This window comes from Limnoraphis robusta CS-951 (genome assembly GCF_000972705.2).
The window spans coordinates 1-23,791 of the sequence record NZ_LATL02000349.1; the positions used below are offsets into that span (position 1 = coordinate 1).

Genomic DNA, 23,791 nt, shown 5'->3' on the forward strand with positions numbered 1-23,791 from the left:
TGAAATTACAGGTACTCGATACATTAAGATAATTCTCCTTTTAAAGGAGTAGTAAGTCCCCTCGACTACCGTTAGCAAGATGTCCATTCTTAATGCACTTAAAACAAATAAGTTTGCAGATAATCCAGGCTGGGGAAGTACCTAGAAGTGCGTACCAGCTAACGGCTTATAGTCTATTCAACACAACGCGGAGAAATTTGCTTTTCTCAATCCCCGTCCGCGGCGAAGCAGGGCGGGGTTATTGAACATAGTAATTGCGTCAGTTCCCAAAGTCGGAAAACCTAACCCGCTCAACCCGGAATTCCTCTGTAGGAATTCCGATATTTTTTGCGGGCTGATAGTAAAGTCTAGCGAGAAAAGATTAGGAAACTTCGCCCCCGACAACCACATTGCGAATTCTTAAACTAGGTCCTCCACAACCCACAGGTAAACCATTTTGTCCGCCTTTTCCACAACCGCCAGATTCATCCCAATAAAAATCATTTCCAATGGCTTCAATATCCGCTAAGGTTGTGAATACATTGCCAGATAAGGTGACATCTCGTACAGGTTCAGCTAGCTTCCCATTGCGAATCATCCAGGCTTCACCCGCACTAAAGGTAAACATTTCACCATTGGTCATTCCGCCTAACCAATTGCGTGCATAAACCCCTTCCTTGACTTCACTGAATAAATCTTCAACTGCTGTATCTCCTCGTTCGATCCAAGTATTCGTCATCCGAACCAGAGGCGGATAATGATAATTTATACAACGAGCATTTCCAGTCGGAGTTTCTCCTAACTTTCCGGCGGTTTCTCGAGAGTGCAGACGACCCACTAACGCCCCATCTTTAATTAATTGCGTTGTTGTTCCTGGGGTTCCTTCATCATCGTAAAAATAGCTTCCGCGATGTCCAGGCGGTTCCGCCCCATCAAAAATTTGCAGGTTTTTCGGCCCAAACTGACGCCCTAATGTCATCACTTCCAATAAATCAGGATTTTCATAGGTCATGTCCGCTTCCGAAAGATGACCAAAGGCTTCGTGAACAAATAAACCTGTTAAAATCGGATCAATCACAACGGTGTAGGTATTTCCCTTAACCGGAGGAAGCGCCAAGGAATTCACCGCCCGTTGCGCTGCACTCTGAACTTGATCATCAAGCTGAGTTAAATCTTCATAGGCGCGACGTGATCCGGTGGTTTCCCGTCCTGTTTGTACGGTTTCCCCATTCCGCGCGGTGGCGGCGAAGCGCATTTCCATATCTACCCAAGCTTGTTCGAGGACAGTTCCTTCAGAAGTCGCCAGGAGAATGCGTTGGGTGCTGTCACTATACCGAACGGAAATGGTGGTAATTCGGGAGTCAACACTCCGTAGAATGTGACCATAGCGATCGCAAAGTTCTTTTTTCTGAGCGAGGGGAACTTGACGGGGATCGGTTCCAGTTAGGGGCAAAATGCGAGTTTCTTGTACAATCGGAATCGGGGCGAGGAGGGTTTCTTCTTCTCCAATTAGTTTCGCCGCAGTCATCGCTTCACAAATGCGTTCTTCTAGCCCTTCGAGTCGATTAAAACTGGCAAAACCCCAACCGCCTTTGTGACAGGCGCGAACTTGTCCACCAATAGAGAGTCCTTCACTTAGAGTTTCAATGCGATCGCCTCTTAATAAAATATCGGTTTCTTCCGCTTCTTCGACTCGAATTGCTAAATAATCAACCTGAGTACGGTAGCGTTCTATTAAATCACCCAGTAAATTTTTCAGATCCGTGAGCAAGGTCGGCATAATTTGCTGCAACGTTGACAGTATGTTTCTACTATTTTGTATCAGACTAGGGGTATTAAGTGATGGGGTGATGGGGAATGCTGTAGGGGAGGGTTATTGATCATAGACAGACATTTAAGGCGCACTCGCGAGTGCGCCCCTACAACATGGGTGACTGAAAAGGGGCGGGGTTATCTAAGTTATTTTTGGGTCAGATAGATCATTGCAGAACCCGCCCCTACAGCGCTGTTCCCTGTAAAAGCGGTGATTGCGACTAATTGGTTCGGTTCTACGAATCTCTAAGACGTTCAAATTAGATATCCTGAGAGTCATATAGGACGTTAAGAATGTTGAATTATAGCGTCGAAGGTTCAGTCTTCCAACTTCTATATTAAAAGTTTATATCGGCTAGGCTGGAATTAAGTTAACAATGAAATTTTTGCAGTTTCGAGGAAAAAGGCAGGAGATGACTGTGAACCAGCTTCTACCAACGATTAGTGAAATTTTAGCGCGTGAAGGGTTAGAGGCTTCTTTTGATGTACAACGGATGACCGGAACCGCTTCCGAGTCTAATCCTTACACAGTTTATTATGCCAGTAAACAACGACTTAAAGCTGAACGGGAGTGGTGTGGTGCTGTCAATGCACTCAATCAACTCCTTAGACAAGTGATTATACAACAAGGTCGGGAGCGATCGCGGGCTGATTATTCTGAAGTGAGAAAAAAAGATTTGACTGCTGTTGAGGAAAAACAGAGGTTAATTCTCGATAGACTCCCACCAACTGATAAAACGCCTCAAGCTTTAGAATTTTCGGCTTGTCAGGGATTAGTGGTGTCTGGCCCGTCTCCGATTTTAATTCATCCGGCGCTAGCGTTGAATTTTGCGACGCAAGTTTTTATTCCTCAGATACCGGGTTGGGAAGGCTTTTCAGTACCAACTCAACAAACATTACCTTTACTTCCGACTTCTGAAGGATGTTCGGCTTCGGTTCCCCCAACTTTTGCGTTTCCGCTACTACGAGAAGATCCGCAAGCCAGTGAACCGTTTTGTATTGTATTAACCTCTCGGTTTAGTTTAGTGATGGTTTTGGGGGAAGATAGCAAAGGTTGTCCTGCGTTTCAATTTTCTTTTGATCCCGATGTCGTTAAACAAGCGTTAGAATTATTGCGCCAGAGAACACAGTCTATTGATTCTCAAGCTGATTTGAAGTCTTCTGATGGAATCGCTTTGACGGCGGTATTTGACAGTTGGATCGAAAAATTTACTCCTGTTGAACCCAGCTACAAAACCGTGATGGAATTCTCTCGTTTACTGTTAGAAAATTTACCGTTAGACTCAGAAAAACCCCGGCAAGCGGTGAAAATGCTGAGTCCGGCTTCTAAACCTAAATCTAAGTCTCAAGCGATTTTTGTAAACGTCTGTGATCCTCAACATTCTAACGGTCATTTACCCAACAATTCAACCGCTTGTGAGGGGAATTTTGATGCTTCTCAGGTTGAATTGCTACAAGCGATCGCCCATGAAGTTCGTACACCGCTAGCAACGATTCGCACGTTAACTCGATTATTATTGAAGCGTCAAACTTTAGATCCAGAAACGGTTAGAAAACGCTTAGAGATGATTGATCATGAGTGTACCACACAAATTGATCGGTTTAATCTAATTTTTCGAGCCGTTGAGTTAGAGTTATCACAAGTTAAACAAGACACTGAAAATCCGACCCAAAAATCTTCTGTTCAACTCACGCCGATGTCGTTAGGAGATATCTTTCAAAGTAGTCTCCCGCGTTGGCAAAAACAAGCGACTCAACGCAATCATACTTTAGAAGTGAGTTTACCTCAAAAGCTGCCCCATGTTGTTAGTGATCCGACGATGTTGGATCAAGTTCTCACGGGAGTGATTGAGAATTTTACTCGCAGTTTACCATCAGGAAGTCATATTCAAGTGGAAGTTCGTCTTGCTGGACATCAGTTAAAATTGCAACTAGAATCTCAATCTAAATCTCAGCCAACTTGTCCGTTTGGAAGTGCGGCTAAGTCTTCTCTGAAGTCACTTGGGCCGTTATTAATGTTCCAGCCTGAAACGGGGGCGTTAAGTTTAAATATGGCGGTTACAAAGAATCTATTTGAGGCGCTTGGCGGTAAATTAGTGGTGCGTCAACGACCCCAACAGGGTAAAACAATGACGATTTTCTTACCGTTAAAAAGTTAAACTTCTTCTGTTGGATGTGTCAAATTCCTAAATTTATTTTTCATTGAATTAACTCACCTCAAAGAGAAAGAAGAAAAACCACTAAGACACAGAGACACAAAGAGAAATTTTTCTTGAGATTTGTGTCTTTTTTTTGACTAATATTGAGGGTTTAGCAAATCTAAGAAACCCGGTTTCTAACTCGTGATGGTTTGGCACATCTTGCGTGTTCTTGGTGCGATAACATTAGGATCTACACCATAATATTTTGCGGCTTTCGACATATCTAACTGCAATAATTCTTCATTTTCTAGTTTTATTTTCTTTCTGGGTTTTTTAGATTTAATCTTCAATAATTTAATAATTTCAGCCGCAACAGCTTGGGCGAGTAAAGGCGGAACTGAGTTGCCAATTTGTCGAAAACCGTGCCATTTTGTGACATGAAATCTAAACCAGTCGGGGTAAGAATGCAGTCTAGCGGCTTCTCTGACGGTTATACATCGAGGGGTAAATGGATGAATGGGACGCGGGGAAGTATGAGCGCCTCTATTTGTAGGAGTTCCCGCCCTTAAGGTATTACATAAACCGTCTGGATGAAGTTTATGAAATCGGCTAATGGGTTCTGTTTTTCCGGGTGGTGTTTCTGCAAATCTTTTAATAGATTCTAATGTGTGTTCGGTTCTTAAACTAGAGGTGAGTCGTTGAGAATTATATTCACGAGGATAGGAATAGTCCTGTTTATTTTTCATCATTCCTCTCAATATTTTACCATAGATACTGGCTTTAGAGAAACGAACATCAGCCCAATCTTGTTGGGTTAATTCGGGATAATTTTCTACTTCGGGTAAGTCTTGTAAGGCTTCTCTAACGGTGGGAGTTTGGGGAAGATGAGCATAACATTTTGGGACTTTAGAATGAGGAGGTTGAGAGGTTGCTTCAGGATAACGAGGTAAAGCCAAATCTGCTCGACATCCTAATAAAAATAACCGTTCTCTATTCTGAGGAACGCCATAATAAGCTGCATTTAAAACTTGGTAGGGTTGCTGAACTTTATAACCGTAATCTTCAAGTTTATGAATCAATTCTTGAATAAACATCTGATGGTTTCCTGATGCCATCCCTTTGACATTTTCTAAAACAAAAAATTGGGGTTGGAGTTCAGCGACTATTCGCACAAAATGAAAAACTAACAAATTTCGAGGATCTTCTAACAAACGTTTTCCGATCAGTGAAAATCCTTGACAGGGTGGCCCACCAAATACAACGTCTATTTCTTGATTTTGAATACCAGAATTATATCGAATAAATTGACCGGAAATTGTGCTAACATCTTGACATAAAATTGACCATAACGGAAAATTATATTGGTGAACTGCACAATGAATCGGATCGATTTCAACGGCGGCGAGAACGTCAAAACCCGCCTGTTCAAAGCCGAGTGTCATTCCACCCGCTCCCGCAAATAAATCAACAGCAATAGGTCTTGTTTTGACGGGTGTAAGCTGATCTGGCATGATTGAAATTAATGATCGAGATCTCACAGGTAAGGTTGATTATAACATCATCGTAAGATCAGAATCTGTAGAGTCGAACTATTCCTAATTATAAATTGACTGATGGATAATCACAGTAACCACAAACAAGCCGGGGAATTTGTTCATCAGATGAGTGTACAGCGTCGTCACAAGGCGATGCGTTTTTATTTAATTGCGTTGGGTTTTGTTGTCGCAGTTTTGTTGATTATTGTACTATTTAAACCCTTGAGTTTGGGATTTTTACTGGGTTTAGTCGGAGGAGTTTCAGCTTATTACTTTTGGAAAAAAGGTGAATATTGGATGAGACGTTCTGATCAAGCTTTAGTAGGTGCAAAAGCGGAACGGGAAGTCGAAGTCATTCTTCAGCTTTTAACGGGTAAAAATTGGAAAATTGAATACAATCTTCGTTTAAAACGAGGGGGAGATGCGGATGTCGTTTTATGTTCACCTCAAGGAAATTGGTATGTGATTGATGTGAAGTCTCATAAAGGGATTATTATTCGTGAAAAAAATTATCTCAAACGGGTAAAGGGTCGTCAGGTTTATGATTTTAATGAGGGAAATTTGTTAACGAAAGTTCGCGGTCAAGCGGCGGAGGTGGCCAAACTAAAACAAGCCCAATGGGTTACACCTATATTATGCTTTACCCAAGCTAAGGTTAAGATTTCCAAAAATTATATTAATGGCATTTATATTGTTGAGAAGACTGACTTAATCCGAATTCTAGAAAAACTAGGATGAGCAATTTATAGGGATTTCAGATTGTTGTAATTTAATCCGTCTCATTAGTAACAATCATCAAAATAACTCTGTGAGATTATGTAAAGTTAGTTCACTTTTAGTTTCACAAGTTGCAATTCTATTTGCTCAGAGGATGAAATCTATTTTAGCATCGGTACATTGAAGAGATGAGAAAATAGGATTATAATGTCAGAATATGTCGTGAACTAAAAGCCTCAAATCCTGCGAACCCATGATGCGGTGACGCTACAATTTCAGCAAAGCCAACCTCAAACGGGAGGATTTTCCGATGAACTCCGAGACTGCAACTTTTCCGACGACAGAAAATTTCATCAAAATGGATGATGCTGTAGGGGCATTATTCAAAGGGATGGCTCGTTATCCTCTATTGAAAGGCAGTGAGGAAATCGAACTCGCCCGACAGATTAAAGCGTTAGTGACGCTTGAGGCGTTACAAGAGGAATTAAAAAATCAACTGGGAAGATGTCCGAAAAAGACAGAATTAGCAGAGGCGGCGCAATTGAGTGAAGCTGAAGTCAATCATCAGTTTCATCAAGGTATCATCGCCAAACAGAAAATGATCAGCTCGAATTTGCGATTGGTGGTTTCGATTGCCAAACGTTATATTAATAGAGGTGTTCCGTTCCTGGATTTGATTCAAGAAGGCGCATTGGGGTTAAACCGAGCCACTGAAAAATTTGATCCCGATAAAGGATATAAATTCTCCACCTACGCTTATTGGTGGATTCGTCAGGGAATTACCCGCACCATTGCTAATCAAGGACGAACGGTTCGTCTTCCGGTTCATGTGGTTGAACAACTCAATAAATTACAAGGAATCCATCAAGATTTAAGACGAAAACTGCGTCGAAAACCGACAGAAGAGGAACTAGCTGAAGCATTATCGATTTCCCCTCAACAACTGCGTCTGCTTGAACAAGTGCGTCGCAAATCTTTGTCTCTCAATCATCGGATTGGTTCGGAAGAAAATTCAGAATTAATGGATTTACTCGAAGACTATGAAACCCTTTCTCCCGAATCACGAATTAATGAATTGATGATGCGACAAGAGTTGCTGGAAGTGTTACGTTCGGTTTTAAATGAACGAGAACAAGATGTTTTATCCCTGCGTTATGGTTTAGCGACAGGTGTAGCTTACACTTTAGAAGAAGTGAGTGGGATGTGTAGTATCTCTCGGGAGCGAGTGCGCCAAATTCAAGCAAAAGCCATGCGAAAATTACGCCGTCCTCATGTAGCTGAACGGTTAAAAGGTTGGATTAAGTAAGATTGGGGATTGGGTTCGCGAACATTTTGAATTATCATAGGAGAACTGACGGTTTGTCAGCAGAGATTCTATCTGTTTGAGCGAACCAATCCTCTCTAGGTTTTACAATGTCTTCAGGCTTGATTTTGCGTTTTGCGACACCCGATGATGTTCCCGCTATTTTTGAGTTAATTAAAGCCCTAGCTGAGTATGAGAAATTATCTCATCAGGTGAGTGGTAGTGTTGAAGAGTTAAAGCAACATCTGTTTGGTGAACATCCCTATGCTGAGGTGGTGTTAGCGGAGTTAGAGGAAAAAGCGGTTGGTTTTGCTCTATTTTTCCATAACTATTCTACCTTTTTAACGCGACCAGGACTTTACCTAGAAGATTTATTTGTATTACCTGAATATCGCCGTCAAGGAATTGGTAAAGCCCTGATTGTTTATGTAGCCAAGTTAGCGGTATTGCGCGGTTGTGGACGCTTAGAATGGAGTGTTTTAGACTGGAATCAACCTGCAATTGATTTCTATAAATATATGGGTGCCTCTATCCTCGAAGATTGGCGAATTTGTCGGGTGACAGGTGAAGCCCTCACTCAACTCAGTAACACAAAAAGTTAACCGTCTTTCCTCTGAATTAGCGGTTAGTTTCCTCCAAAAAACCCTGCATATAGTCATATTAACGAGAAATAGGATTAGATTCTATCCAGAAAGATTAGAGGGAGAAATCATTATCATCGCAGGTGACGAAACAGAAGAACCTATCCCCCAACTCCTCTTATACGAGGTTAGGGGAGACATTTCCCTCCTTTTAGGGGGGACTGAGGGGGGTAATTCCACCTCAGCAGTTCAGAAACAAGTTCATTATTAATTAGCTGAAAATCGCTTTATTCCTCAGAATTACATTGATTTGGGAGAGGTTGAGGTTGACGCTGAACTCCCGTTTTTGTTGGGTCATAACCCACTAATATAACATCTCCTTTCTCATCTCTTATCCATCCCCTCGCCGGAACAATAGTTCTAGAATCAACAGTATTATTATCCCGTTTTTTTGATTGTTGTTGACGACGTTGGGAGGAACGATTAACTGAAGGAGTCACAGGTTCAATCAGAGACAATTCCAACTCGGGAACTGCAAATAAATCTTGAGTTGGGTTGAATGCAATACCGCCTCGTCCAGTAATAATAAATTGACTGTCTCCTCTTTGTTTGCAGGGGTCTTGAGCGATTAATGCAGCAGGGTCAACAACTTCAACTTGAGTTGATTCTGGCGGGTCAAAATTGAGAGTATCATCAATAGAAAGTTCTCCAGCAGCATTAATAATACTATTTTGAGATTGTAAAACTGCTAATTCGGCACTTTCCAAAGGACGAATATTAATATTACTCCCTCCCGTTGGGTCAAACGCACTGGTAACAATTTGACTGTTTTCTAACAATACTAAAAAATTTGAATTAATATCAATATTTCCATCAAACGTTTGACCGCTTTGACTTCCTGCGGCAGAAATTGCGCTTTGACGCCGCACGCTAATATCGGGTGAATTGATAGTAATATTTCCCCCCTGACCCGTAATGGATTCTGCTTCCAAACGTCCTTCATTTTCTAGGCGAACTTGGGAAGCACTCACGTCTATATTTCCGGGATTACCTCTACTACTCTGACTACCTACTAAAATAGCAGATTGATTTCTAACTGTTAATTGTTCAGCATCAATCGTTACCGTTCCTCCATTACCCACCCCCGTTTCAGAAACTATTGCACCAATAAAAGAATTACCTATTAATTCAATAGTTTCGGCTTGCAAGTTGATCGGCCCTGCATCTCCAATTCCGAAAGCTGCTGTAGACAAGAAAGCTTGATTGCTCACAGTTAAACGTCCGGTTTCAATAATGATATTTCCACCATTTCCTATAGCTCCTTCTTGTCCAACAGTAGCGTTAATTGATGTTCCTTCCCCATCAATAACAACTGATTCTGAGGCTTGAATGAAGACCGTTCCTCCTCGGCGATTTTGGGGTATTTCAACAGAAGTGATTTCGGATTCATTGGGTAAGAGAACTCCTGAAAAAATTCTAGAATTATTCAGCACTCTAATTTGTTCGGTTTCAATAGTAATATCTCCTCCATTACCCGCACCATCCGTTCCACTAGAAATAAACACCTGATCATCAAATAACACCTCTTGAGCTTGTATACTAATTGAACCTGAAGAACCCGTTCCCGAACTATCAGTACGAATTGTTACTCCATCTGTGGCGATTAATTTCTGTGCGGTAATTGAAATATCTCCGGCGTTGCCTCCTTTACCCGCTTGAGCGACAATTCGACTACCCAGTGTGGATGGTTCTCCTGTAAATGAAGTAATAATCGTTTGAGTTCCTCTACCGCTAATTTCGAGAGTATTGGCACGAATATCAATTGAACCCGAACTGCCTACATCTCCTGAAAAAGTTGATATCTCTGCTCCGTTGAGAATTCTTAATTGGTCTGCTTCGAGTGTGATACTTCCCACGCTACTACCGCTAAATACTGTATTAGTAGATGTTTCGTCTGGTATCCTATTTGTTGACACAGCAATTGCACTGGGAAATATTATCTCTCCATTTTTACTGGAAAATCTTCCATCTCCAATTAATTCTACATCAGAAGCTTGAATATTGATAGAGCCAGCGCTACTGCCGTTTACACTACTTACTGATATACGACCTCCATCTCGAATGGTTAATCGTCCGGTTTCTAAATTAAGAGTTCCTGCGGTTCCTTCACCATTTGTAAAAACAGTTAAGCCGCTTCTTGAGGAGCGTCCATCAATATTCAACTGTCCCGTTATCTCCACTTCATTGGCTTTGACTTGTACCAAACCTGAACTCCCCCTTCCCAAAGCAGAAGTTCCTATTTCTCCTCCCTCTCGAATTGTGAGTTTATTTGTGGTGATGAAAACGCTTCCTGCCCTTCCTTCTCCACGATTACTCCCTGTTAATATATCGCTAAAAATCGCAGTTATATCTTCAGGATCAAAAGAGGGTTCTGTACCAAATTCAACGGACTCTGGATCAAGTTGAACGGGACTTCCTCCCCTAACTTCAATAGATTCTGAAGCATTAATAATCACATCTCCTGCTTGTCCGGTATTGAAGCTACTAGCAAAGATAATACCTCCATTCCGAACGGCTAATCTGGGAGTATTAATAATAACGCTTCCTGCGCTGCCACTACCAAATGTTCGGGTATTAATTTGACTCCTAATACCACCCGATGATACGCCTATTATTTCTATAGACTCGGAAGCGTTAACGGTTATATTTCCTGTTGAACCTGTTGCTTCTTCTTCTCGGATAGTCAGTCGAATATCAGCACCATCTTGAAGGACTAAATTTCCAGTATCAATCGTAATATTTCCAATGCTACCCGTTCCAGAATTATCACCCGCTACAATAGAATCTGAAAGATCTATCTGCTGTGCTTTTATCTGAATATTTCCTGCGTTTCCGTTACCGGATGCACTTAAACTAATCTGTCCATTTATTGCATTAAGTGATGAGGTTGAAATTTCAATATTTCCCCCATCTCCAACAGCGTTTTCTCCAACATTGCTGAAAATACCACTATCTGCTAAGTCCACAGAATCGGTTGCAAAAATCGATACTAAACCTGCATTTCCTTGTCCGAATGTACTGCTTGAAATTATCGCTATATCAGTCATTCGTAACTGTCCTGTTTCTATGTAAATATTTCCTCCATTACCCATCCCTGTCTCGTTGACGTTAGCCAAAAAACCACTCCTAAATTCACCATCAGCAGAATTTCCCGTTACCTCAACTGATGCAGCTTGTACCGTTATATTCCCTGCGTTTCCTTGTCCAAAAGTGTTAGTAACGATTTGCGCTCCTCCTAACAGCAATAAATTCCCTGTATTAATTTCAACTGTTCCACTATTTCCAATTGCACCTTCTCTAACCGTACTAAAAATATTACCATTTAATAATTCAACTGAATCGGTTGCTAATATTGACACGGAACCTGCATTTCCTTGTCCAAAGGTACTGCTTTGAATTATTGCTCCTTCTGTTAATCGTAATTGCTCAGTTTCAATTTCAACTTTTCCACCATTACCAATACCTAGCTCATTAACACCAACAAAAAAACCACTCTGAAATTCACCATCTGGAGAAGTACCCGTTAGCTCAACGGATGCGGCTTTTACAGTTATATTTCCTGCATTTCCTTGTCCAAAAAGAGTAGTATTGAGAAACGCTCCACTATCTATTCTGAGTGAATTAGCCGTTATATTAATGTTTCCAGGCTGACCGATTGCATCAAAATCAATAACGTTTCTAATCGAACTTTCTGTACCTGTTATCAAAACATTTTCTTGAGCATTAATATTAACATCTCCGCCTTGTGCTTCCCGAAAACCTAATCCATCATCAATTCCTACCCGAATAACGCTATCACCCGATATCTCAACATTTCTCGCATTAATATTAACGTCTCCGCCTCCATTTCCACGAACGTTAATTTCTGATTCATTGGTTAACGCTACATTTCCCCGTTGAATATTATCGGGAAATTGAAGAATGGGCGTATTGCCATTCGCCCCTACATTTGTTAATTCAATAATTCCCGGTTCAGATAAACCCCCCAATTGAATTCGACTACCCGGAGAAATTGCAAAGCCTCCATCAAATATTACATCTCCGCCTATTAATGCTAAAGTTTGATTTCTGGGAACGTTTAAGCCTTGAGGAATTAGAAATCCTGCATCATTTCTTAACGGACTTTCATCCAACCGAACAAGTTGTGGTAACGTTTGATTAACAATAGCGCCTGGATTTTCTCGAATATTCAAACCCAACGGCATATTTATCGTTAATAATGGCGGTGCTTCGGGGTTACTGGCTGCAAATTCAAAGCCATTTTCAAATAAGATTCCATCGGCTGTTGTGGCAAAAAATGAACCGCCTACATCTAACCTGGCGTTTGGCCCAAAGACTATCCCCGCAGGATTAATTAAAAATAAATTGGCATTCCCCAAAACGCCTAATGTTCCGAGGATTTCTGAAATATTTCCCCCGGTAACGCGAGTTAGTATATTGATAATATTATCGGGATTTGAAAAGTAGGCGCCTCGTCCCTCTCTAATATTAAATTCTTGAAAACTATGAAATAAGTTAGACCCGCGAACCGCACCCCCATCGATGCGATCGCTATTAATTCCGCGTATGTTAACATTAGGAGTAACCACCGAATTTTCTGAACCCAGTGTGTTATCGGGGACAATTTGTGCCACAGTTGTCAACGGAGTCAGACTAAAAACTGTTGTTACCGCCGCCACAACCGAAAAGGTAGATAGACGAGAACCCATAAGTTGATCAATAAAGCGATTAAGGATTGATGAAGGCATCAGTTGGATTATAAACTAAAATTCTTGAATTTATCCAAATCAATTTTTGTTATTATAAAATATCGTTTGCTAAATATTTAGGTTGAGGTTGGGAGTATTTTTCCATAAAGAATTTAATTGAGTTTCAATAGTTTTTAAAACTGGTAACTAAATTTAGTTTAAAATTCTGGTTTCAATCAAGTGGTATATTGTGTTAAACACGACTTCAACTTCTATTGCTGCCTTAATTAATCGGGTTAAAATTGTCGATTATCAATTATCAAAAATCTGTTTAACCGTCAACTCTAACTCAGGAAAAGCCAACGACTCAACTCTGTCATCCCCTCGAAATTGCATCACTTCATACTCCCCATCAACCATTGTATAAACCGAAAGCGTCGGAGATTTCGGTTCACCAATAAAGCGCCGACCACCTAAACCCAGATAATCTACAATCCAATATTCTGGTATCCCCATTAACTCATAATCTCCCGCCTTTCTCAGATAATCATTCTGCCAGTTTGTGCTAACCACCTCCACCACTAACCGTACCGAACTCCCCAACGAAATAATAGACTCTTTTTGCCAACGGGGTTCTTTGCTTAACTCCCCTTTATCCAACACAATCACATCCGGTTGATAACCTGATACCAAATCCAACGGTTTCAGCAAACAATCACCGGGGATAGAGTAAGGCAATTGCCTCCGCCTGATTTCAAAATGGATTTCACCCGTAATAAACCCTGTAATATTAGAGTGCGCTCCCGTTCCTAAAGGCATTTCGACAATCCTTCCGTTGTGTAGTTCATAGTTGCAGGTTGCATTTTCTGGATACCAGGCAACAAATTCATCAAAGGAGATAGGTTTAGTAATGGTTTGAGTCATAATAAAAGGGAATGGAAAATCTGGAATGGGGAATCGGGAATAGGATTCTGATATATTTGGGGTTGATTTAATTATCAATTGTCAATTGTCAATTGTCAATGAATCGCCTTAGAAACTCAAGCAATCCTCACTATTATAAACCAATGTGAATTCGGACAGTGGAAACTTATCACCAGTGCAGCCTTAGACGCAGAACTTGCTCAAACTCCCGACCTTGAAAGACTGAAAAATATAAAATCAATCCTGAGTCTTGCTAAAATTAGGGTAAATAGCAGCTAATTATCAATTGTTAATTATCAATTATCAATTATGATTAAAGTGGGACAACTTGAGCGATCAACCCAAAACCGCATTATTAAACTCTTTCAAAACCAACTCGGTTATACTTATCTGGGAAACTGGAAAGACCGAGAAAATAACCGCAATATAGAAGCCCAATATTTAACCCAATGGCTCACCCAGCGAGGCATTAACGACACCCTAATTAACAAAACCCTCAGAGAACTCGATCAAGCCGCCGCCCTTATCAACTCAATAAATCCAACTGTGCGCGGAAAAATTTAATCCAAACCTAAACTCAATTGTAAAGGACGCTGGTTTTTAGCTGTACTCTCATATAAATAATCCAAGCGGTCATAGCGCCCCGTAACCTTAAATTCCAAATTGCATAGATTTAACTGAGCTTTAATTTTTCCTTCAACTGCTACGGGCTTTCTCAACACAGGTAAAGTCTTAATAAACCGATTCGACCAGTCCAGGGTCAGCGCATCGCACTCCCCGGCCGTTAAAAGGGAGGCGATCGCATTGAGAGCGTGTTTCATCGTTGGTACAGATCCCTCGTTGAGCGATGCCAAATAGACCCCAGCCGGATGAGCAGTCAAAGGAACGGGTCCGATCAACTTCAGACTTTGGGAATCTTTAAGATCTATCCTCATGCCCGTAAAATTGGGGGCAAGGGAATCTTCATCGCCCAATTGGATGCTCATTACTCTTTTGAAGTTGCGTTCTCAATATTCATTTTTTCACAAAAAAGACACTTTTGTTCTACGCGAATTACACTTGGGGTGTATTATATTTTTACAGCTTGTAGTATCAAAGGGGGAAGGATTTCGATCTGCAACCTTTAAAACTAATGCAAAAAGAAGATTTACGAGCGCTGACACCATTGATTTTGGGACATATTAACCCTTATGGAACTTTCTAACTGGATTTGGATGAGCGACTGTTGATTGAGTAGAAGGCTCCTTGAAGAAAAAAACGCTCAAAACCTGTAGGTATAAAACTTTCAGTCTTTACGATCGCGGGTGATGTTAGCGATCGCTATTTTTACGCCGACTTAGACATTTTCTCAGCGTTAAATGTGCTGAAAATGATTCTAGGCAAGGAAGGCTACATTATTCCTCTAAATCATCCTGTTCCGTCTCCATTTCCTCATCTTCAATTGCAAATTCGCTAATATAGTCTCGAACAACACGCTCAAAAAAGAGCGGAGCGGGTAAGCTTGACCAATCACTGTAATGGCCGAAACCATAACGTAGGGATTCTACAAGTGCAGCAAGGCGATCGGGATCATCATTTTTTTGTCGCAATGTAACAACAATTTCTAAGGGATTAGGAGTTGGCAATTGTCCCACAAATGGAGGGCGGGTTTCGATACGATGAACTTCCAATCCTGCTTTATTTAAAACTTTATTATTGGAACTACCCGCGTTCTTTACAAGGTAGCAGTGCATAAGTAGTGATGCTATTTTATGTAATCCATTCCGTACAAATAGATGAAAGGCAAATATCACCATTTGTTTAGTGCTACTCTTTACAGAAATTTTGATTTTTGTTGAGCGATAGCAACTTTGTCCGCGCGATTCCTGTTGGAGAGTTTTACGACCTACAGAGAGATAAGCAACACAACCTGTTTGATTAGTTTCGCTTTTTTGATTAGTAGTATTCAATCGAAATAACTCCATTGTACTAGAGGCTGAAGGGATTTCATAGGTTGAAGTTAGTTCTTCTTTTGTTCGCGTATCTTCCAGAAAAGTTTCGGCAAAATATCGCATTTTTTCCTCAATAATTCCTGGGGCAAGGTCTTGGCGAATGCGAACTAGACGTGCGCCTTGCCACTCATCTTGCATCCATTCGTGCTGTTGACCGAGGTTCATTTCATTTGCATTTATCCTGGCATCGGCAAGCCAAGGCCAAAGTTGTACGCAGTTAGAAGAATCAATCATCACTAAGGGTTGATTTCCTTCTTCTACTGAATTAGAAATAATCTGCTTAACAAATTCCATGAAACGAGTTTGACGCACATCTCTTTTATCAGCCAGTTTCACGGGGGAAATTTGGGAGATGAAGGCGATCGCATCGGAAAATTTACTCCAAAGACTGATTTGTAAACTATTCCCTTTCTCATAAGCACAACATAACTCACACTCGCCTGTCTCTACCTTGAGTCGCATCGCCACTGGCAAGAATGTGCTTTCAATAGAACCGCGTTTCCGACCTCTTTGTTTACGAACAATGGTAATTCCAATAATTTCTTTTGGTCTGGCTTCTGCTGGAATGTCTTTTAGGTATTTGTCAACCTTTTCTTTAACACCATCAATGCGACCAGAATGAGCAGAAAGTAAGTCTTTTAAAGCAGCTTGTACTCGATAGAAGAAATTATCAAGTTTGAGAAGTTGTTTCTCTTTAATTGTTTCAATCGGTAGAAGAAACTGTACACAAGAACCAGCGATCTTAGCTAGTGCTTGACGGGTTGAAGGTTTATTCACGCGATCGTCAGGTCGATTGTTTTCGTAAAAGTCCCGCGCCATTACTAAGCAAAAAGTTCGCTGCTTGCGTAAATCAGGTTGTTTAACAGTGGGTTCCCATGCTTCAATTCGGTGACGCGATCGCTCTTTGGCTTTCAACTTTGCACCATCTAATAATTCTCTTGGCCCATGAGTCTTTGCTGGCAAACGATTAGCTATGAGTTTGATCGCTCCACCCCAAAGAAGGCTAATTATTGCTTTTAGCAGTTTTAATTCTGTTTGAAATTGTTCTTCGTAAAAGACAACAAGTAACAACAGTTTTTCGTTAGGATATAGCCGTCGCATCGCTTCTTGGTTTTCCTGAATTAAAGCCTTGAGTTCTTTTACTTGACACAGTGTTTTGCTTGTAAACTGAAGGGCTTTTTTACCTCCCTGGATATTGTCTAACTGGATGTCAAAATACTGATTCAGTAGTGTATTTAACTGCCCGTCGTCAAAGCTTTCGAGATATTTGGGAGTAAAATTAGAAGCTTCACCCTTTTCAATAATCTCTAAGGCAGCACCTAGAAGTGTAGGCAAATTAATCATCCGAGAGGCTGTATCGTCTAATTTGTGGCCTTCCCCTCTTTTTAATTTAACTGACGAGTAATTTTCAAAGGGTTTAAAACCAAGGGGTTCCAGGATTTTTGCGATCGCTTCAAAAGCTTCTAACTTATCAATCTCCGGTACACCTACATTAATTTTGTGGTTTCCTTCTTGCAGTCCGTTACGGTAAGTTAGCATAACTTTGCAGCTATCCGTTGAAGCCTTACCTAATGCAATTTGTTCCCCATCAATATTTTGATCGTCAGGCGTTTTCATGGGAAGTTTTAGTTTACGACGCAAGGCTTCAAAATCTTTATCAATTGTCCAACGCCAAATTTTATTTTCACCCTGTTTTTCTTGGTGACAAAGCACTTTGTAGCTAAAGGCGCGGTCTTGATAATCCTCAGAAAAGACAAAACCACTAAGATTACCAGAGTTAAAACGTGCAGCCTTTAAACAACTAAACCAGCGACGTTTAGAAACATCAATTTTCAACAAAGGCTGGTGTAAAGAAGGATACGTTACTACTTCAAAGCGTATTACCAGACTGAATTTATCTGTATGATCGGGTAGAGTTATAGGGTTGGTAATTAATTCTGCTATACCAGTCGTGAAACTACCACTACTGGAAATAACACGCTTCATTGTTCCTAACCCCTGAAAAATCTCTTTTCCAGAAATTGCACGCGCTACATAATCTACTAGCACGCGATAGTCATAATCGTTGCTATGTTTTGTAGTTCCTGTATCTTTATTCCATTTCCAAGGTAAAACTTGAGACTCCAACGGAGTAATTTTTAACAACTCTCCTTTCTCATACAACTCTTCCAAGCATTCAATAACTTCTGAAGGAACATCTGCTTTTTCAGCAAAAGGTTTAATAAAACCTGTTATCCACTCGTTGAGGATTGGGCGCAAAGCTTTCCTAACATCTTCTAGATTACCTCCATTCAGATAGATAAATGGACTTGGGTCTGTAACAGTTTTATTGTTCAAATCAAACTGACTTAAACCTAAATTTGAATGAATCCGCGCTACATCATTAAGTCCTACTTCTAACAAACCTCGCAACGAAGTATAAGGTAGATTCTTGCTAGCTGAATCACCCTTGCCAGTAGCTTTTTGAATGTCTCCAAGAGTTTTTAAAGCAGCATTTGTCCAAGCTATTGTAAAGCCTTTAACTATTACTGGCTCAATATTATCTGGGACAGTAAAGGCTAAGGGAATCTTTTTCAGGCTTTTATTCGCTAGAGCAATATAAAGGGTATCTGAAACCACAGTGGCTTCATTTCCTTCCTCATCATCTAGTTCAATTGGGTTAAGAATTTCGTCGTTCATGGTTACATCTCCAAAAAAGGTGAATCATCAAAACCGTCTTCGTCGTCTGTCACATCTTCAGAATTGCGTAAATCTTCCGGGTAAACTACACCCTCAACTCGTCGCAATGGATCGAGAAATGCCCCGTAAAGTTCTTGATAGATTTCTCGAATTACTGGATCGGAATGTTTGACACATTCTTCTAAAATAATTCGCATCTGAACTAACATACTGTCTCGTCCAGAGTCTGGTTTATCTTGGGTAGATTTAATCGCCCAAGCTGCATCGACAAAATAAACTTGTACCGGGCATCCATTTCTCATCCCGCGCCCGATTGTTTGTAGAATACCTACCATTTGATTAGCCGTAAATGGTTTGAATAAATCTTCACCCAAACGGCTAGCCATGAGAGGTTCGCGTAAAAGATGATTCGCGGTTTTCCAGAGTTGCTTTCGGGAATTTTTCCAAGCATTAGAAATTGCTGCCAAATCGTCTTTTTCATTAAAAACTCGACTGTCAAATTCTTGGGTTGCTTTTCCGGCTAGGCTATACAAAAGCTGCATATCATCTGTCGTGGGATGCGGGCGAGTCAGGAAATAAATCGTGCCAATTGCTGCCTCAAGTTTCCTATCTCCTTTTGTGAAAACAATATTCACACCTCGCCCGATCGCCAACATTGGGAAAATTATAATATCACAAGTTTCATCATCTCCTAAAGCCTCGCACTGAGCAGTTGTTACAAAATCAGTTGCTTGTTCTCCATTTTTTAGATACTTAACAATTGCTTTTGTTCGTTTGCCAATTTCTGGATGATAATCGTTAATAAATTTCTTAATTGTGCGAGCTTGTTCGTAACTGTTGACGATTAAAGCTGCTTTGCGGTAAATACCTTCTCGCAAGTCAAAATTACGAATGGATTTGTAAATTTCCGATTTCGTTGTTCCCCCCCGCACGAGCGCATCTACCATTTTTTCTAAATTGCGATCGCGCAGTTCCCCTGCACCGCTATATCGAAGCGGTTCATCGCCCCGTTCGCGATCGCTCAACCATTTGAAGCGATAAACGCTTCTTTTGGGGTCATGTTCTGTTTGACGTGGTTTGAGCAAATAGTGCGGCCCCCAATTGATATGATAAGCAGGACTGGCTTCTAAAAAAGACGTAGCTGAAGTCATTAAAATTGCTGGCCCTCTACTTTCACTCTCTGCCTCAAATAATCGGTGAAAGCGGTGCATTAACATTCGAGGCGCACCTACAAAGGTAATGTAAGAAAGTTCTACATTTCTGGCTTGAGTTCGAGTCGTTTGTGCTGATTTTAAACTATATTTTACTCCCGAAAAAGACCCCAAAATATTTTCAGAAATTAGTTTTCGCAATTCAGGTGTTGCTGTTGATTCGACTATAGGTTCCCTAATCAGCCCTTCCGCTACCATTGTTCTCGTTCCAGGAACGATGCGCTGATAACTTAAAATTACGAATGTAACGCAAACAAGTAAGGTAATTGTATCATACGCTTCGGCTGATACTGTGCTATTTTTAAAACACAAAGGTAAAAATAATTCTGCAATTTCTTTGATAAGATTATCGCGACGTTCGAGCAAATTTTCTGCTAAATAACGACAGAACTGACGAATCAGCGTTTCCCATTGCTGTTTAAGAGTATCGGGATTTATTCCCAGTGTTTGAGCGCACAAATCTAAGTTGAGCCGATCATGGGATTCAATACCAGTGCGATCATAAAAAGCATGGTAAGCTGCCGTTTCCCAAAATTGAGTTAAGGCTCGACTTTTGCTAAATCCCTGTTTGACTTCCTGTTCGTCAAGGCGATCGCGTCTAGAAGTTTTCTCAAATCCATCTAATAAATCGCTCACAATTCTTAAGACAGTTAATAACTGATCTGCATACCGTTTGCTGACTCGCAATGAAGACATATTCTGAACAGCAGAAACCAAGCTTGTATTATGATTGCCAAATTCAGCTAAATCGCGGCTATAAAGTTCTACAGTACGGTCGAATAATCGATAATTTTCACCCCGAGCAAAGCGATTATGAATCTGTTCCTGAATGACTAAATGGATGGAATCTTCTGCACCTGAAAGTCTTAAAGTAGCTGCCCCATAAGTATCAAGAGTTGATTGCACCATGTCAGCTTCATCAAAAACCACAACATCAAATGTACGGGCAATTAATTCAAAATAACGAATGCGTTCCGCTATTGCATGGGGTGGAACTTCTGTATCCATCGAAAGAACGTGACCCACCCAAATATTAGCATCTATTAAATCACGGGGTGCTTTGTTGCGACCACACATTGTCCAAACCGGACAAAGACACTTTTTCATCTCCCCTTTTTTGCCCCCGCTTTGTAAAATTTCCTGGCAGGGTGCATAACCAAATCCCCACAGGGAAGTATCGGCAGTTGAAAATGCAGGTAAGACGCAATTTAAACCAAAAATTTCTGCTTGCTCTAGACTATAAGCAAAGCCACCATTACCTCCTGAAGCTGCAATTGCTTCGGCAATATTATCAGCGTGTCGGCGACGAGTTCCATCGCTTTGACCGACTAGCATCCCTACCTTGATTTCGTGAAATGCCAGAGTTGCCATGTATTGTCTTGCAACTTCAATAGAGGGAAATACAAACATCGCTTTATAATCCCTTCTTCCCAGCCATATAGCTATCAATACGAGTAAGGTTGTTTTTCCCGCTCCAGGCAATCCAATTAAGTGCTTAATATTTTCTAGTTCGATGACATTTTCTACCCGCAAACCCTTGCCAATTTCTGGCATCATTAGTGAAAAATGTTTAAAACGATTTGCCCAATTTCCCTGTCTTCTTTCGGGATAATTAGCTTCGCGTTCGTCCATCTCAACAGCTAACTTGTATAGTTCCGAAAGAGGAATGCAAATTTTTTCTTTCGGTAAGCGGTTGAGAGAATGGGTACGACGTTGAGCAAGCGGAACTGCAATTGGACTAATTGGTACTCTTGTGGCTGTTGTTTCTTCACCCAAAGCAACTGCCATTGGCTGACGAGCATCGGCAAAAGTTGCACTATAAAATTGATGTGGCAAAGGCTGGCTGAGAATTTTACGCGCTTTGGTAATTAAAGGATCTTCTAGGGGATCTGTGCGTTCAAAGTGAAGTGTTTCTGAGTTAATTTTATAGGTTCCCTGTGTTCTGTTGCGGTAGTGGCGATCGTTATAAATAGCAACTGCGTGTTTAATTGATTGCTCTGTTACATAAGCTCCTGAAATTTGGCGCATATTGAAAATAGCTTGACGGGATTTCTCTAATGCTGGTGCATTGAGGATGCTAGCCATCCCTGACATTACTAAAGAAGCAAACTCTAGGGAGTTAATTCCAATAAATTCTTCCATCAAGACGCAAAGCCAACAGATCCGATCTACGCCTGTCCAAAAATCCTGTTTAATTCTCATATTTCATTCCTTCTAGCAATTGAATAATTTGCGAAACAGACAAAATTTCAAGAGTGGCAGGATCGCCCTTTTTATCGAGAGTTGAATGGAGAGTAGAGAGATAATACGGGTTATCCTCGATGAGGCGATCGCTAACGGCGATGATGCGACGGCGGTAGTAACTTAGCCCTCCAATGCTACGATTGAGGCGCAAGGCAAGAGAAACAGGACTGCTGTAGGATTTGGCATCAATACCGATGTTGCGACCATTAATTGCGATATCACATTGGTCTGATTCTGGATAAAGTTCGGCATTAAGTCCCTGACTTTGAGCTATATCAAAAATAGTTATTTCGTCAATTGCAGGTCCAGTCCAATAGGTTAAAATTTGCGGTTTAGCAACGAGTAAGGAATCTTTATTTGGGTCTAATTTCTCTGAAAATTTTGCTTTTGAGGATTCGTGACCCAGGCATTGGCGAATGGGGCATCGCCCATCTTTAAAAAGTTTTTTATTGGGATAGGGTCGCATCAATGTACCGCAATGGGCGCACCGATGAGCATACCCGTCAATTAACCAGATGTCGGGGACGCGATCAAAGAAAGTATCAATAATCATCCCCTGCAAAGGGGTTAAATCTTTTTCAACTAAGTAATCTAGTAGCTGATGTTCTCCAATGAGCGATCGCCGACCCAATAATTCTCGTAAAGCCGTATAAGCTTTGTTGCGACGGCTTCCTAATCGTTCCGTTGCCTCGCGCAAGCGATCGTGCAGGCGATGTTCGATGGCATTATCTTCGCCAAAAGTTCCTCTGGAATTAGCAATTTCTGCACAATCTGAAGTCGGTACTCTGAAGTCTGGATCGATGAGAATTGCTTGGCGAAAGCGAAAATCTGGGTGACGAAAAATATCTAAATTCCACTTTTCTAGAGGAGATCTACTACCTTCGAGAACAGTATGCACGCAAGCGGCGCGATCGCTTAATCCTTCTTCGATATATAGGCGACCCAATTTGCACATCGCCCGGTAAAGTTCTGAAGGGATACTATCATCCTGACGCACGATTTCTCGATTGAGAGTTTTTGTGTATTGCCGCACAATTCCCTGTGCCAATAAGACAACAGCATCTTCTGCTAAATCCTGGCTGCTAGCGTGTCCTATTGGTAATGGTAATGCTGCTGTTTGGGCTGGCGACCAATTTGGGTCTTGACCATCAGCTTCAGCCATAATCTGTTGCTCCAAGATTAGATCGGAGAATGAGGGTAAAACTTGAGCGATCGCCGCCAGTGTCCAGCCTTTCTTGAGCAAAAGTGCTGTTGCCAGTCCTTCTAAAATTTGCCGAAACCCAAATTCTTGGCTTTTAGGTTGTGACAAAAGTTGCTTGGATCTCCACGATCGCACAGTTCTTACTGCTGGTGGTTCCACTGATAACCCTAGCTGCTCAATCTGTCGTTTTAGTTGTTGTGCCAGAACCTCAGCAGTTCCTTGCCACTGACGAACGTCCTCAAAGTACATCATGGAACCCTTGTGACATCTATATATGTTTACATTAAACAATGTAAAATTAATTTGTCAATAGGAATTACTCAAAATACTCGAGTTCAGGGGCAAACAAGCAAACCGTAAGCTATATAGGGTAACAGTTTCAGCTTTCAAAAAGGCTGTGAAGATATAGGTAGGCTTTAAGCTGATGTTAGAGACCTGACACAAAATTGGGTTATTTTATATCTACATCTTCGGTATCCCAACAAGCATCAAAATCTCCGGGGTCGGGTTTAATGGTAACAAAGCTACCGTCGATTTGACATACTCCCCATTTCTAAAGAAAGGGGATTCTCCAAGCCTCACGGCTTTGGATTACTGATTCATTGACAACCCTTACAGCAAGCTAGTTTCCTAACCTACTCTTTGAGGGGTGAGTCTCCCCAGTCGTTCATCCCATTTCAGAGATAGTTTCGGTATGCCCTACCGTACTTGAGAAAAAAATGCTT

General features: G+C 41.1%; 14 protein-coding genes. 5 read left to right on the forward strand and 9 right to left on the reverse strand.

Annotated elements, in window-relative coordinates; translation table 11 throughout:
- Positions 1-361: 361 nt before the first annotated feature.
- Positions 362-1,759, reverse strand: a complete 1,398-nt coding sequence (locus WN50_RS29290; protein ID WP_046279888.1) for a TldD/PmbA family protein — start codon at positions 1,757-1,759, stop codon at positions 362-364.
- A gap of 451 nt (positions 1,760-2,210) precedes the next feature.
- Here WN50_RS29290 and WN50_RS29295 point away from each other — a divergent pair, with 451 nt between their 5' ends.
- Positions 2,211-3,950, forward strand: a complete 1,740-nt coding sequence (locus WN50_RS29295; RefSeq protein WP_235441178.1) for a sensor histidine kinase — start codon at positions 2,211-2,213, stop codon at positions 3,948-3,950.
- A 176-nt stretch (positions 3,951-4,126) separates the two neighbouring features.
- On the opposite strand, the gene WN50_RS29300 is transcribed toward WN50_RS29295, so the two are convergent.
- Positions 4,127-5,443 carry a DNA cytosine methyltransferase gene (locus WN50_RS29300; RefSeq protein ID WP_046280416.1) on the reverse strand — a complete coding sequence of 439 codons (1,317 nt, stop codon included), beginning with the start codon at positions 5,441-5,443 and terminating at the stop codon, positions 4,127-4,129.
- 102 nt (positions 5,444-5,545) lie between these two features.
- Here WN50_RS29300 and WN50_RS29305 point away from each other — a divergent pair, with 102 nt between their 5' ends.
- The 3 genes from WN50_RS29305 to WN50_RS29315 all read left to right on the forward strand — a co-directional run bounded on the left by WN50_RS29305 (position 5,546) and on the right by WN50_RS29315 (position 8,089).
- Positions 5,546-6,205: a nuclease-related domain-containing protein gene (locus WN50_RS29305; protein ID WP_046280415.1), complete on the forward strand. Its 660-nt coding sequence runs from the start codon at positions 5,546-5,548 to the stop codon at positions 6,203-6,205.
- A 289-nt stretch (positions 6,206-6,494) separates the two neighbouring features.
- Entirely contained in the window at positions 6,495-7,490 is a 996-nt protein-coding gene (locus tag WN50_RS29310) for a sigma-70 family RNA polymerase sigma factor (RefSeq protein ID WP_049561677.1), read from the forward strand.
- A gap of 107 nt (positions 7,491-7,597) precedes the next feature.
- On the forward strand, positions 7,598-8,089 hold the full coding sequence (locus tag WN50_RS29315; RefSeq protein WP_046280414.1) for a GNAT family N-acetyltransferase: 492 nt from the start codon (positions 7,598-7,600) through the stop codon (positions 8,087-8,089).
- Between the two features lie 266 nt (positions 8,090-8,355).
- On the opposite strand, the gene WN50_RS29320 is transcribed toward WN50_RS29315, so the two are convergent.
- Positions 8,356-12,876: a two-partner secretion domain-containing protein gene (locus WN50_RS29320; RefSeq protein ID WP_049561679.1), complete on the reverse strand. Its 4,521-nt coding sequence runs from the start codon at positions 12,874-12,876 to the stop codon at positions 8,356-8,358.
- 252 nt (positions 12,877-13,128) lie between these two features.
- Entirely contained in the window at positions 13,129-13,740 is a 612-nt protein-coding gene (locus WN50_RS29325) for a Uma2 family endonuclease (RefSeq protein ID WP_046276530.1), read from the reverse strand.
- 309 nt (positions 13,741-14,049) lie between these two features.
- Here WN50_RS29325 and WN50_RS29330 point away from each other — a divergent pair, with 309 nt between their 5' ends.
- Positions 14,050-14,304 (forward strand): restriction endonuclease subunit R, encoded by a 255-nt coding sequence (locus tag WN50_RS29330; RefSeq protein WP_235441179.1) that lies wholly within the window; start codon positions 14,050-14,052, stop codon positions 14,302-14,304.
- On the opposite strand, the gene WN50_RS37225 is transcribed toward WN50_RS29330, so the two are convergent.
- The 5 genes from WN50_RS37225 to WN50_RS37985 form a co-directional block, all read right to left on the reverse strand.
- Complete coding sequence (locus tag WN50_RS37225) at positions 14,301-14,726, reverse strand: hypothetical protein (protein ID WP_046276529.1); 426 nt, start codon at positions 14,724-14,726, stop codon at positions 14,301-14,303. The genes WN50_RS29330 and WN50_RS37225 overlap by 4 nt on opposite strands.
- A 408-nt stretch (positions 14,727-15,134) precedes the next feature.
- On the reverse strand, positions 15,135-18,410 hold the full coding sequence (locus WN50_RS29340) for an RNaseH domain-containing protein (protein WP_046276528.1): 3,276 nt from the start codon (positions 18,408-18,410) through the stop codon (positions 15,135-15,137).
- Between the two features lie 2 nt (positions 18,411-18,412).
- On the reverse strand, positions 18,413-21,823 hold the full coding sequence (locus WN50_RS29345) for a pPIWI_RE_Z domain-containing protein (protein WP_046276527.1): 3,411 nt from the start codon (positions 21,821-21,823) through the stop codon (positions 18,413-18,415).
- Complete coding sequence (locus WN50_RS29350; protein WP_235441180.1) at positions 21,813-23,318, reverse strand: restriction endonuclease-related protein; 1,506 nt, start codon at positions 23,316-23,318, stop codon at positions 21,813-21,815. The genes WN50_RS29345 and WN50_RS29350 overlap by 11 nt, the downstream gene beginning before the upstream one ends.
- A 199-nt stretch (positions 23,319-23,517) precedes the next feature.
- Complete coding sequence (locus WN50_RS37985) at positions 23,518-23,601, reverse strand: DUF6932 family protein (RefSeq protein WP_407659788.1); 84 nt, start codon at positions 23,599-23,601, stop codon at positions 23,518-23,520.
- Positions 23,602-23,791 lie beyond the last annotated feature (190 nt).

Excerpts from the sequence above, each read along its gene's own strand:
- WN50_RS29310 (WP_049561677.1), top strand. The coding sequence starts at position 6,495 with ATGAACTCCGAGACTGCAACTTTTCCGACGACAGAAAATTTCATCAAA.
- WN50_RS29305 (WP_046280415.1), top strand. The coding sequence starts at position 5,546 with ATGGATAATCACAGTAACCACAAACAAGCCGGGGAATTTGTTCATCAG.
- WN50_RS29300 (WP_046280416.1), bottom strand. The coding sequence starts at position 5,443 with ATGCCAGATCAGCTTACACCCGTCAAAACAAGACCTATTGCTGTTGAT.
- WN50_RS37225 (WP_046276529.1), bottom strand. The coding sequence starts at position 14,726 with ATGAGCATCCAATTGGGCGATGAAGATTCCCTTGCCCCCAATTTTACG.
- WN50_RS29345 (WP_046276527.1), bottom strand. The coding sequence starts at position 21,823 with ATGAGAATTAAACAGGATTTTTGGACAGGCGTAGATCGGATCTGTTGG.
- WN50_RS29320 (WP_049561679.1), bottom strand. The coding sequence starts at position 12,876 with ATGCCTTCATCAATCCTTAATCGCTTTATTGATCAACTTATGGGTTCT.
- WN50_RS29350 (WP_235441180.1), bottom strand. The coding sequence starts at position 23,318 with ATGATGTACTTTGAGGACGTTCGTCAGTGGCAAGGAACTGCTGAGGTT.
- WN50_RS29325 (WP_046276530.1), bottom strand. The coding sequence starts at position 13,740 with ATGACTCAAACCATTACTAAACCTATCTCCTTTGATGAATTTGTTGCC.
- WN50_RS29340 (WP_046276528.1), bottom strand. The coding sequence starts at position 18,410 with ATGAACGACGAAATTCTTAACCCAATTGAACTAGATGATGAGGAAGGA.
- WN50_RS29315 (WP_046280414.1), top strand. The coding sequence starts at position 7,598 with ATGTCTTCAGGCTTGATTTTGCGTTTTGCGACACCCGATGATGTTCCC.
- WN50_RS29330 (WP_235441179.1), top strand. The coding sequence starts at position 14,050 with ATGATTAAAGTGGGACAACTTGAGCGATCAACCCAAAACCGCATTATT.
- WN50_RS29290 (WP_046279888.1), bottom strand. The coding sequence starts at position 1,759 with ATGCCGACCTTGCTCACGGATCTGAAAAATTTACTGGGTGATTTAATA.